Genomic DNA, 12943 nt, shown 5'->3' on the forward strand with positions numbered 1-12943 from the left:
CTTCCCTTCCATAACAGAAAGTAAGTCATCTCCCCGTTTTGGTGTCGGTTTTAAAAAAAACAGGTCTATTGCCTTCTTTTTTTTCGGCAGGGGTTGCTCATGTGATATTTATCACTATTTTTGCATCATCAATAAAACAATACAAATGAGAAGCTATTCCTATTTTTATTATTTCTTTTTCTTCTTTTTTTGGTTTAAAGGCCAAGGGGGGTGGGTTATGTGTTTACCTAAACAGAAAGAAATTTAGGAATTCAAGATAAATCAAAATCCCGCCCTTATTAAGGCGGGATTTTTTGTTTTTGGGTTTTCCTGGTAAGGTGAATAGCGCCTTTCGATGTATGCCCATCCAAAACTAAATATCAAACAGATGAGTCAGTCAATAAAAACAGTAGCCATTCAGGGTTGGCCGGGTGCCAATCATGACATTGCAGCCCGTGCCTTTTTTGGAAGGGAAGAAATTGCATTGGAACCCTGTTTGACCTTCGGTGAATTGTTTCAGAAAGTAAATGATCATGTCGATATGTTGGGCATGGTGGCCATAGAAAACACCCTGGTGGGCAGTCTTTTGGCCAATTATACCCTGCTGAAAGATTCAGGCCTGTCCGTACTGGGAGAGCATAAGTTGCGCATTAAGCACCAGCTCATGGCACTGCCGGGTCAAACCATTGCGGATATTCGGGAGGTGCATTCTCATCCCATGGCTCTGGCGCAGTGTGAAATGTTTTTCAGAGAGCATCCGCACATTCGCCTGGTTGAATCTGAAGATACGGCTTTGAGTGCCAAGCTGATTGCTGAAGATGGTTTAAAGGGTATCGCAGCCATTGCCTCAGGATTGGCGGCTAAATTGTATGGACTGGATATCATTGCCAAAGATATTGAGACCAATAAGCACAATTATACCCGTTTTTTGGTGGTTGGGCGACCGGATAACACGGAGCATACCCGATTAATGGAAGAAGGTCGACTCAATAAGGCTTCGATGGTTTTTTCGGTACCTCACGAAGAGGGCAGTTTGTCAAAAGTGTTGACGATTCTTGCTTTTTACAACATCAACCTTTCAAAAATACAATCGCTGCCGATAGTGGGGCAGGAGTGGCAATATCTGATGTACATTGATGTTGATTATAGTGATTATCAAAGATATCGGCAAGCCCTGGATGCCATTCGTCCCTTATGTGAAAAATTCAGAGTACTGGGAGAATATGAGGCCGCGGATACCCTTTATGAAACCAACGGGGGACAGTCCGTCAAGAAAGCAGAATCCATACCAACAGATAGTTAGGTTAATAGGTTAGTAGGTCATTAGGTTAATTGATCAGTAAATATAAGTTATGATTAAACCAGCAGACAGAATTGGCACTGTTCAGGAATACTATTTTTCAGTTAAGTTGAAGCAGATTGACCAATTAAGGCAAGAAGGCAAAGATGTCATTAACCTGGGAATTGGTAGCCCTGATCAACCACCTGCTTCGCAGGTGATTGAGACTCTTGGGGAAACAGCCAAAAATGCCTCCAACCATGGTTATCAAAGCTATATTGGAATTCCTGCCTTGCGAAATGGCTTTGCTAACTGGTACAAGCGGAGTTACGGAATAGATCTGAATCCGGAAAATGAAATCATTCCCATGATGGGTTCCAAAGAGGCCATCATGCACATTTCTATGGCCTTTCTGAATCCGGGGGATGAGGTTTTATTGCCTAATCCCGGTTATCCGACCTATTCAGCCGTAACCAATTTGGTGGGCGCAGTTGGCAGGTATTATGACCTGACGGCCGAAACAGATTGGCAGCCTGATTTTAAGGTACTGGAGTCGCAGGATCTTTCGAAGGTGAAGCTCATGTGGGTCAACTATCCGAATATGCCCACCGGTGCAGCAGCCCAACCTGAGGTTATGAAGGAGCTCATTGCTTTTGGTCGGCGCCACCATATCCTCATCTGTAATGACAATCCCTACAGTTTTGTTTTGAACCCCCGGCCTTCCAGTTTGTTATCTGTGGACGGTGCCAAAGAAACGGCCATCGAATTGAACTCTTTGAGTAAATCGCACAATATGGCCGGGTGGAGAATCGGCATGGTGGCGGGTAAGGCAGAGTTTGTTCAGTATATTCTCCGCGTTAAAAGCAATATGGATTCGGGCATGTTCCGGCCCATGCAGGAAGCTGCAGCCAAAGCGCTGGAGCTGGATACGGAATGGTATGATGAGGTCAACGCCGTATATGCGCGTCGCAGAGACCTGGTCTTTCAAATCATGGATACGCTTCAATGTACCTATGATCGCCATCAAGTGGGATTGTTTGTCTGGGCCAAAATACCCGACCGCTTTAAAAATGGCCAGGAAATCAGTGATTTGGTGCTCGATAAGGCCCATGTGTTTATCACTCCCGGTTTTATTTTTGGCAGCAATGGTGAGCCATACATTCGCATTTCGTTGTGCGCCAGTGAAGCCTTATTAGAAGAATCGATTAGAAGAATAAAACAACTAGAAATACAATAAGCCATGTCACAATTAAAACTTGAACCGATTAAATTTCCGGGTGTTGACTTAAAGCGTCCGATGATCATAGCAGGGCCTTGCAGTGCCGAGACAGAAGAGCAAACCCTGTCTACCGCACGCCTTTTGGCGGCCATGGGCGTGAAAGTCTTTCGCGCCGGAATTTGGAAGCCACGCACCCGTCCCGGTGCCTTTGAAGGCGTTGGCTCTATAGGTCTGCCCTGGTTGAAAAAAGTAAAGGAAGAAACCGGCATGTTCATTGGCGTGGAAGTGGCCACGGCTCACCACGTGTATGAAGCCATAAAGCATGGTGTTGATATGATGTGGGTGGGTGCCCGTACCTCAGCCAACCCTTTTGCCGTGCAAGAGGTCGCCGATGCCCTAAAAGGAGTGAATATCCCCGTTTTTGTTAAAAACCCGGTCAACCCCGATCTGGAATTGTGGATTGGGGCACTCGAGCGTATCAACGGTGCCGGCATTACGCAATTGGCGGCCATTCACCGGGGCTTCAGTACCTACGATAAAACAGAGTTTCGCAACCATCCGCAGTGGCAGATTCCTATTGAATTGCACCGTCGTATTCCTGAGTTGCCCATTATCACCGATCCCAGCCACATTGGCGGTAAGCGCGAGTTGATTGCCGATATCAGTCAGGAAGCCATGGATCTTAACTTCGATGGTTTGATCATTGAATCGCATTATAATCCAGAGAAGGCGTGGAGTGATGCTTCTCAACAATTGACCCCGGAGGATTTAAAGAAGGTGTTGGATGCGCTGGTACTGCGTCGTCCATCGATTGGTGATACACCCCGTAATGCGCTGGATGAATTGCGTAAGAAAATTGACCAGTTAGATAATAGCTTGTTGGATGTTCTTAAGGAGCGTATGAAAATTTCGGAGGCCATTGGTAAGTACAAGCATGAGAACAATATTACGATTCTTCAGTCGCGACGCTACGATGAAATCATGAAAGACCGCACAGATAGAGCTGTCAGCCGTGGTTTGGACGCTGATTTTGCCATCAAAATATTTGAATCCATTCACGAAGAGTCCATTAGCTGTCAGAGCGCCATTATGAATAAGGAACTTAAGTCCAAGGAGGGTAAGTAATGAGAATTTGTGTTCTTGGCGCAGGAAAAATGGGGACATGGCTGACTGATGCCCTGTGCCTGCAGCACGAAGTAGCCATTTTTGATGTGGATAAGGAGCGTCTGCGCTATGTGTTCAATACGCAGCGCCTCACCACTTTTGATGAAATTCAGGCTTTTTCCCCCGAGTTGCTGATTAACAGTGTAAACCTTAAATATACCATTCAGGCCTTTGAAGCCGTTTTGCCCTTTTTGCCCGAAAGTTGTATCCTTTGTGATATAGCTTCGGTCAAGACCGGGTTTCAGGATTTTTACAAAAAGTCGGGAAGGCGCTTTGTCTCTACCCATCCGATGTTTGGACCTACCTTTGCCAATCTGAAGGATTTGAGTGAGCACCATGCCATAATAATAACGGAGTCCGACCACATGGGTAAGGCCTTTTTTAAAGATTTCTTTGGATCTTTGGGATTGAACATTCATCAGTATTCATTTGATGAGCACGATGAAACCATTGCCTATTCATTGTCCATTCCTTTTTCATCCACTCTGGTGTTTGCCGCTTGTATGAAAAAGCAGGATGCACCCGGTACCACCTTTAGAAAGCACATGGACATTGCCAAAGGACTTTTATCGGAGGACGATTATCTCTTGACAGAAATTCTGTTTAATCCGCACACGGTGGGACAGGTAGAGCAAATTCGTAAGGAGTTGAAGGACCTTCTGGAACTGATCAATGCAAGGGATACAGAGGGACTTCAGGGGTTTCTGGGACGTGTCCGAAGCAATGTGGAGGGTTAAGTCTTAGGGTTTATCCGAAGCGTGAACCGACGATCCGGCCGAACCTGCCTGATCGGACAGTATTATTTCCAATATGTTTTGGTGGTGGGGGTTATTTTGTAGCGGTTGTCTATCCGTTGTCCCATCACCCATATAATATCAAAGCCATTGGTTAAGAGCCAGGCTTTTTCCTTATCTATAAGCGACATTTTTTGGTCTACAAAAAAAGTCGCTTATTTTTTTGAACTGCTGCATGCCCAGTGGCTGGAACTTGTCGCCTGGCTGCATTTTGCGAATGGTCAACGGAAAGTCAATGAGGTCGGCATCCAGATGCGCTTTCCAGAGGTCTTTGGAAAAGCGGTAATCGCCGGGCTTTTCAAAGGTGCGCAAGGTTATTTGGAGTGGATGGTCGATGGCGGCTTGTCCCCCTTCTATGGTGTAGGTCTCCGCTTCTGCGAGGTCTTGTGGGACTAAAATCAAATTGAAGCGGTCGATGACCAGACGGTGTGTAGCCGAGAAGAACTGTTTGCCGGGAATGCCGTTCAGACTTTCAATGATACTGCCAGTTATCTGACCCGGGAAACCATAAGGGCGCAAAATTTCGTACAACATGGTGTATTTTTGCGGATGTTCGCTGATGAGCCGGATGGGAATCAGCAAGGCGTTTTCGGTTTCCGCCACCATCTCTTCCTTCACCCTTTGAATTTCGCTGGCAAAAACCTGTCCCGCTTCCCGCAAGTGGGTCATGTTGTTCTGCATGGTTTCGAAAAAGGAAGGATTCAGCTCTTCCAGCAGCGGAACAATCTGATGTCTGATTTTATTGCGCTGATAGTGCGTTTCCAGATTGCTGGAATCGGTCCGGAAGACCAATTCATTGCTTTGGCAATAGTCGAGCACCTCACCGGCAGATGCTGCCAGCAAAGGCCTGATGATATGTTTGTTGCGCCAGGAGATGCCTGTGAGCCCCTTAATGCCGGTACCCCGGACCAGATTCAAAAAGAAGGTCTCGATGGCATCACTCCCATGGTGCCCGGTGGCCAGAAACTTCGTGTCGGTCTGATCCAACAACTGTTCGAACCACTGGTAGCGTAATTCGCGGGCAGCCATTTCGATGGAAAGCTTGTGGGCTTTGCTATGTGCCCGGGTATCAAATTTTATGGTATGCCATTCCACCTTCCAGCGATGACATAGGTCTTTTACAAACCGTTCATCCTCATCAGATTCCTCACCGCGCAGCGAAAAATTGCAATGGGCTGCCACGCAGGGGAACCCATTTTGAAGCAGCAGGTGCAACAAGGCCACCGAGTCGGCACCACCGCTGATGCCCACCAATATCCTTTCACCCGTAGGCACACCGCAACGGTCGGTCATATAAGTACGGAATTTGTCGAAAATGCTCGCTTCTGTAGACTTCATGGTATATACCGGTTGATAAACAACTAAAAAAAATGTTACACAGTTCCTGCCAGAATATTTCTGACCGTGGCAGCTTTCAGCAGGCACTCCTTGTACTCCTGACCGGGATCCGAAAGGGCGGTGATGGCACTTCCGGCAGAATAGGACAGGCTTTTGGCCGCTTCATCATAGAGTAAGGTGCGAATGACCACGCTAAAATCAAAATCCTTTTCAGGGGTAATATAGCCAATGGCACCTGAGAAGAGGCCCCTTTGGTGATTCTCAAAGCGATCGATGAGTTGCATCGCCCTATGCTTTGGGGCGCCCGTCATGGAACCCATTGGAAAGGTGGCCGCAATGGCATCAGCCCAGTCCCCTTCCTTTTTCAAAGTGGCTTCCACCGTTGAGACTACCTGAAATACATGGGGAAAAGGGTAGGCGCCGCAAAGCTCAATTACCTCAACGGTCCCTTTTTGTGCGACCATGGAGAGGTCGTTGCGCACCAGGTCGGTTATCATGATGTTTTCTGCCCGTTCCTTCACAGAGTGCGTCAGCTTATGCAGGTTGATGCTGTCCGCTTCCTTATCCGCACCTCTGGGTGCAGTCCCCTTCATGGGCATACTGACAATCTGCCGGCCTGTCTTCTTTAGATAGCGTTCAGGGGAGGCGGAGAGGACGTATTTGCGGCCTTTTTTTACAAAGGCCGAAAACGGCATGGCGGTTTGTTTCAAAATACTCAGAAAAGTCTGCTGGGGATGGATGTCACTGTTTTCAGCCGTGAACTCCATACAAAAATTGATTTCGTAGATATCTCCCCGGTGAATATGGTCCTGGATGGCCTCGACCGTGCGGATATAGTCCGATTCCGAAACAGATGGCTGCAGCTCAGTCTTTTGATGGGATGTTGCTTCCTGAAGTTGTATTGAATGCATATGTTGAAGAAACTGCCTGGCCGTTTCTTCATTGTCACACTGAGGATCATAACCAAGCAGACACTCTCCATGAGCTGCTTTAATCAGCCATTGAGGTCTGAAGAACCACAGTTTTGGAAAATCAATGCGCGGGGCGTCGGCATGCGATGGAAGGGGATGCAGTTCGTCCTTTAAGTCGTAGCTGAGAAAGCCCAGGTACCAGTCCTTTTCTGCCACTTCCTTACTCAGTTCAGAAAAGGCGCCGTCAAATTGATGCAAAGCTCCAAAGCCGGCCAATAATTCAAGGCTCTTCAGACTTTTATAACTGGCTATTTGTCCCTCCAGCTGATCCGTTAAGATGATGGCTTGCTCATACTCCCCGGTTAAATGAATAAATCGGGCAAGCATCACCTCCTGGTCGCTACAGTCAATAGGAATCCATTTTCGCATGGGTGCAAATTTAGTGTGTCTGCTTCTTGAATCAAAATGTCTGTGTAAAATGATGTGAATTGGATAAAACACGCGGGATGATAGATTAACAGTCGCCTTTACTTGACCAATTATGAAACTCAAACACCCCTTATTCGTATAAATTAGGTATTTTGTGAAAGAAAAGCATAACCCATGGAGAAGATTTACCGGTCCATTTTGATGATGGTCCTGGGCCTTTTTACATTTTTGGCCACTACTGCCGAAGTTATATATGTAAAGCCCGGCTCTGCCAGTAGTGTCTGGCAAGGAAAAAATCCTGTTTACAACAGTCTTCAAGACGCCCTTGATAATGCCGTCTCCGGTGATGAGATCTGGGTGGCAGAAGGTGTTTATAAACCGACCGCAGGGACCGATCGTAACATTTCTTTTGTATTGAAGGACGGGGTTCAATTGTATGGCGGCTTCAGCGGAAATGAAAGCCTCCGGGCCGATCGCAATCACGCCATTCACATGACCACTTTAAGCGGGAATATAGGTGATCAGGTTTCTAAAACAGATAACACTTATTTTGTGGTTAAGGGGATAGGAACTTCCGGTGCCCCCATTACCTCCTCGACTGTAATGGATGGATTTATTATTGAGGATGGTTACGCCCTGAATCTCAATTCAGGCGGAGGTCTGTACCTCGATTATGCTTCTCCTTTGGTTCAGAATGTTTGGCTTAGAAATAATTATGGCGCCATGGGTGGAGCTGTTTATGGAACCACGACATCGGCCGCCACTTTCGCCAATGTGATTTTTACAGGCAATGTTTCCTATTCGGTCGGAGGAGGCGTATATGCAGAAGGAGCCATGACCTTTTACCATTGTTTGTGGTATGGAAATTCCAGTGATACTTCTGAGGCTGCGGCTACATTTACCTCGGCCAGCGCTTCCATTTATAATTCCATTATTTGGGGCAATACCCAGCCAACAGGCGGTTCCGTCAGTGGGGCTGCCATTTCTTACTCCATTATTGAAGGCGGACATGCCGGTGAAGGCAATCTGGATACCAATCCGCAGTTTCATGATGCCTGGCAGCTCGATTTTAGGCTGAACCCGGGTTCTCCAGCTGCAGAAAGTGGCAACAATGCCCTAACACCTGTCTGGTTGACAAGCGATTATTTGAACAAGGTCCGCATTCAGGGCACCGTGGATCGGGGGCCATTTGAAGGGGTGGTGCAGTCGCCTGAAATGATAGCACCCATCGATGCATCTGTTTTTGAGGCATCCACCGCTTCGGTTGTGCTGGAGTGGGAGTGGAACGGCGGGCTTCCTGCTTCTGTGGTGGGGCATGAGATTGAATATAAGGTCAATGGCGTGCTTCAGCCGCTTGTAGGCGGCTTGGACGGAAGCTCCTGGGAACTTGCTCTCAGCGGCTCGGGGAGCATTGAGTGGCGCGTAGCCGGGGTGGACATGTCCGGTCACCGGAGCTGGTCCGATTGGTCGGTTTTCTATATTAAACGTTCGGGACCGGTCTTCGTGAAAAGCAATGGCGCCGGAAGCGGACAGTCCTGGTCGGATGCCACCAATTTGCAGAGTGCATTAAATAACTACATTACCGGCGATGAGCTGTGGTTGGCGCAAGGTACTTATAAACCAACAACGGGCAGCGATAGAAATGCGTCCTTCATTCTTAAGGAAGGCGTTCAGATTTATGGTGGTTTTGCAGGGACTGAGACTTCGCGTGAGCAAAGGGACTGGTATATCAACCGAACCTTTTTGAGTGGTAATCTGGGGTCTTTGAGTGATCCTACCGACAATTCACGCCATGTTTTGATCGCTGAAGGAAGTACGGATCATCCAATTACCGCTGCGACGATTGTGGATGGGGTGGTTATTGAAAAAGGTTATTCTTCTGAAATGACCGGTTTTGGCGCTGGTGTTAAGTTGATCCATGCCTCGGTGACCTTTGCCAATGTTTGGTTGAGAGATAATTATGCCTACAATGGGGGAGCTGTTTATGGCAATGCCCATTCTTCCCCTGAGTTCTTCAATACCATCTTTAGTAACAATACTTCTGTTCGCTATGGCGGTGCTGTCAGGGCCGAAAAGCGCATGGTTTTTACCAATTGCGTGTTTTATGGTAATTCGACGGGTGACAGAGGAGGGGCGGTGGACAATGCCTCGGCGACTACTTTTGTGGCGGTGAATAACTCCATAGCCTGGGGCAACAGCGCTCCGTCCAATGCTCAGTTCTATGCCGTGGAGGCCCGGAATACCCTGGCCGAAGGTGGATATCCCGGCATCAACATGCTGCTGGAAGATCCCTTGTTTTTAAACCCGGAGAGCAACGACTTTAGAATCAACCAGGCCTCGCCTTGTGTGGATGCCGGAAGCAGCGGACTCTTACCCGCCGGAACCTTGAAGGATTTTGCCGGTGTTGCGCGGGTGCAGGGGCTGCAGGTCGATTTGGGCGTTTTTGAGGGTGGCAAACCCACTCCCTTTCCTGTCTCGCCAGTTCATAATGCCGTGCTTTCGCCCTTGGATACAGAGGTCTTACTCGAATGGGAATGGCTGGTTGCCATCCCCGCTGATGTGAGCTCCTACCGACTGGAATTCTCTGTTGATGGAGGCCCTGTGTCCATGGTAAGTGGTATTGACGCCTCGCAGTTGTCCCAAGCCATCACCGGTTTTTCCCCTGCCGATAAGGTCACCTGGCGTCTGGCGGTGGTTACCAGTGAATCGGGGATCTACTATTCCCCTTATTCGGTATTTTATGTTGGTCGTGGACAACCCGTTTACGTTAAAGAAGGGGCTTCCGGTAGTGGGGAGTCCTGGACCGATGCGGCCGGTTTACAGGCCGCCCTTAAGGCATCCGTCTTTGGTGATGAGCTTTGGATAGCTGAAGGTGTTTACACACCTACAGAAGGTGCCGACCGGGCCATCGCCTTTGAAGTAAAGGACGGGGTGCGACTTTACGGTGGATTTAGTGGTACCGAAACGGAGCTGTCCCAAAGAAATCCGGCCGATCATCCAACCGTGCTCAGCGGTCAGATTGGAGATCCGACGGTGTCCACCGACAATTCCTTTCATGTGGTCCGTATGGTAGGACAGGTGAGTGCTCCGCTCAGTAATGCCACCCTGTTGAATGGGTTGATGATTGAGCAGGGCTATGCCAGCCTCAATATCAATACAAATGGAGAAGGGGGTGGCCTGTATCTGAACCATGCCTCTCCGGCGATTATCAATGTCACTTTGGCCCATAATTATGGCATTAACGGGGGCGCACTTTCTATTCGGGGCAATTCCTCACCCCGTCTGGGCAATGTGCTCTTTTACGGCAACGCGGCCGATAAAAACGGAGGTGCCTTATATACCGACGCCGACGGCGCGATATACAACTGTGTGTGGTACGACAATTATGCCGGTCAATGGGGCGGTGCCGTTTATGCCACTACCAATAATGCCACTGCCATCTATAATTCTGTTTTCAGAAACAATACTGCCCAACTGCTGAGTAACCATTTCCGAAATGTGAATGTTAATCATTCCCTCGTGGAAGACGGTACGGGAACCAACAGCCTGACAGATAATCCGCTTTTCATTGATGAGGAATATTTCGATTTTAGATTGAACCCCGCTTCACCGGCTTTGGATGCCGGTGCAGAAGCGGTTCCCGGATGGCTGTCTGTTGATTTTTCCAATGGCCCCAGAGTGCAGGGCGACCACATAGATGTTGGCCTTTTTGAAGGCGGTACAGATGCCGCCGTACCTGATAAACCCTCTAATGGAGCGGCCATTGCTCTGGAAGGGGACAACGTTTTTCTTGAATGGCGATGGCCCTATGAAGTGCCGGCCGACGTAGCGCATTATTCGCTCATGTATCGAATCAATGGGGGCGATGAGGTGCTTGTTGAGAACATTACGGACTTCAAATATTTATTGACAGGACTTTCTTTTTTAGATAAAGTCTGGTGGCGTTTGTACAGCATCCACCAGGATGGAAGCAGACGCTGGTCGGCCCCCGCCCAGTTTCGTGTCGCCCGTGGTCATCCCCTTTACGTCAAACCGAATGGTAGCGGAAACGGTACTTCCTGGACCGATGCGACCTCGCTTCATGAGGCTTTATTTATGGCTGCAGAAACAGATGAGCTTTGGCTGGAAAAGGGCACTTATTATCCCACCGGTACCAGCGACAGAACGGCTACTTTTGAGTTGGTGGATGGTATCCGCATTTATGGAGGCTTTAGTGGAACAGAGACTGCTTTGGAAGAGCGCGATTGGGTGCAAAACAAGACCATCATCAGTGGAGATATCGGGGTTGTGAATGATGCTGCAGATAATACCTATCACGTGCTAACAGCCAAGGGAACTTCTGCCGTACCCATTAAGAATCTTTTGATAGATGGCTTGGTTATTGAAGCCGGTAATTCCGGCTCCACAGGCGGGGGTGGACTGTTGCTTGAATACGCCGCTCCTGTTATCATGAACACATGGTTCCGCCACCATGTTACTTCCGGTTCAGGTGCTGCGGTTTTATCGGATGCGGCTTCCGAAGCCGAATTTGGCAATGTTATTTTTACCAACAACATGGCCGGTGCCAACGGAGGAGCCGTGAGTGCGCTTGGTGAATTGCGCTTTTACAATTGTCTGTGGCACAACAACAGTGCCGGTTTTTACGGTGGGGCGGTCTTAGGTCAGTACGTCCTGGTGCACAACTCCATCGCCTGGAACAACAGTGCCGGTAGTGGTGGTGCTTCGTTCTTCGGACCTGCTGTGGCGCATTCCATTGTGGAGGGAGGTTACGGTGGTACCGGAAATATGAATACCGATCCTTCTTTGATGGATGTGGCCGCTTTGGACTACCGACTGAAGAAAGGCTCTCCGGCGTTGGACGCCGGGGATGCAAGTATTACACCGCTATGGCTCAACAGGGATTTTGGCGGCCATGGCCGGGTGGTTGGAAGTGGTATTGACATTGGACCCTATGAAGGCAGTGTGGATGTTGATTTGGAGGCGCCTGTTGCCGAATACCCCGCCAATGGAACGGAGTTTTCCGGTGATGTGACCAGTGTTACCGTTGAATGGGTTTGGGCATCCGGTCAACCAGATGGCATCATTGGCTATGAAATGGAGTACCGAATAAATGAAGGCGCTTTTCAGGTGATCACCGGCATTGCTTTAATGCGGCAATCCATCATCAACCTGAAACCTGCTGATGCCATCCGATGGCGTGTCAGGGCCGTTACGGCTGAAGGGAGTATGGACTGGTCAGAATACTACGCTTTCTCCATTTTGAATCCGAGTGGGTTATCAGATTTCAACCACGATGAAAATGGTCTGGTTGTCTGGCCCAATCCCGTGGATGATGGCGTAGCCTCCATCCATATAGAAATACCCGACTTAGTGCATGCTGGATCGATTGTTGTTTTTGATATGGGCGGGCGTAAAATGATAGAAAAGAATTTCCGGTCCAATACCCCTTTAATGATCGATGTAAGTGGCTTTCAGAAAGGTTTTTATGTGGTTCGTCTGAGTGATGAAGCCCAAAGGTATTGGTTGGACAAGATTTTGGTGAAATAAATTCTATACGGGAATGGGGCGGTTTAACTGCTGTTACTGCTTATAATTTGTTATCCATAGATAAGTGCTGTTAAATTGTTATAACAAAAAAGTGATAATTTATTTGTATATTGATCTAAATATTTTAAATTCGTATTCAAATCCGATATAGAAGTCGTCTGATACTTATAAATTGTTACATTACTTATTTTCAATATGGAACCTAACGTGCAAATTGACAATCTCGATAAGAAAATTTTAAGTCTGATCACCAAAAATGCCCGGATTCCCTTTTTGGAAGTCG

General features: G+C 48.0%; 8 protein-coding genes. 6 read left to right on the top strand and 2 right to left on the bottom strand.

Going from position 1 to position 12943, the window contains the following annotated elements:
* The 5 genes from JCM15548_RS24730 to JCM15548_RS18815 all read left to right on the top strand — a co-directional run.
* On the top strand, nucleotides 1-247 hold a 247-nt coding region (locus JCM15548_RS24730), incomplete at its 5' end, for a hypothetical protein (protein WP_227626032.1).
* Between the two features lie 120 nt (nucleotides 248-367).
* Entirely contained in the window at nucleotides 368-1282 is a 915-nt protein-coding gene (locus JCM15548_RS18800) for a prephenate dehydratase (protein ID WP_227626033.1), read from the top strand.
* 49 nt (nucleotides 1283-1331) lie between these two features.
* Entirely contained in the window at nucleotides 1332-2495 is a 1164-nt protein-coding gene (locus JCM15548_RS18805) for a pyridoxal phosphate-dependent aminotransferase (protein WP_062128527.1), read from the top strand.
* A 3-nt stretch (nucleotides 2496-2498) separates the two neighbouring features.
* Complete coding sequence (locus JCM15548_RS18810) at nucleotides 2499-3602, top strand: bifunctional 3-deoxy-7-phosphoheptulonate synthase/chorismate mutase type II (RefSeq protein WP_062128529.1); 1104 nt, start codon at nucleotides 2499-2501, stop codon at nucleotides 3600-3602.
* Nucleotides 3602-4378 carry a prephenate dehydrogenase gene (locus JCM15548_RS18815; RefSeq protein ID WP_062128532.1) on the top strand — a complete coding sequence of 259 codons (777 nt, stop codon included), beginning with the start codon at nucleotides 3602-3604 and terminating at the stop codon, nucleotides 4376-4378. The genes JCM15548_RS18810 and JCM15548_RS18815 overlap by 1 nt, the downstream gene beginning before the upstream one ends.
* 171 nt (nucleotides 4379-4549) lie before the next feature.
* Here the strand turns inward: JCM15548_RS18815 and tilS are convergent, their stop codons facing one another.
* Nucleotides 4550-5773, bottom strand: a complete 1224-nt coding sequence (gene tilS / locus JCM15548_RS18820; RefSeq protein WP_227626034.1) for a tRNA lysidine(34) synthetase TilS — start codon at nucleotides 5771-5773, stop codon at nucleotides 4550-4552.
* A gap of 35 nt (nucleotides 5774-5808) precedes the next feature.
* Entirely contained in the window at nucleotides 5809-7113 is a 1305-nt protein-coding gene (locus JCM15548_RS18825) for an anthranilate synthase component I family protein (RefSeq protein ID WP_083985255.1), read from the bottom strand.
* Nucleotides 7114-7287: 174 nt separating this feature from the next.
* Between JCM15548_RS18825 and JCM15548_RS18830 the strand changes: the two genes are divergently transcribed.
* Complete coding sequence (locus tag JCM15548_RS18830) at nucleotides 7288-12660, top strand: T9SS type A sorting domain-containing protein (protein ID WP_062128536.1); 5373 nt, start codon at nucleotides 7288-7290, stop codon at nucleotides 12658-12660.
* Nucleotides 12661-12943 lie beyond the last annotated feature (283 nt).

The sequence above is a fragment of the Geofilum rubicundum JCM 15548 genome, assembly GCF_000974365.1.
Classification (GTDB): domain Bacteria; phylum Bacteroidota; class Bacteroidia; order Bacteroidales; family Marinilabiliaceae; genus Geofilum; species Geofilum rubicundum.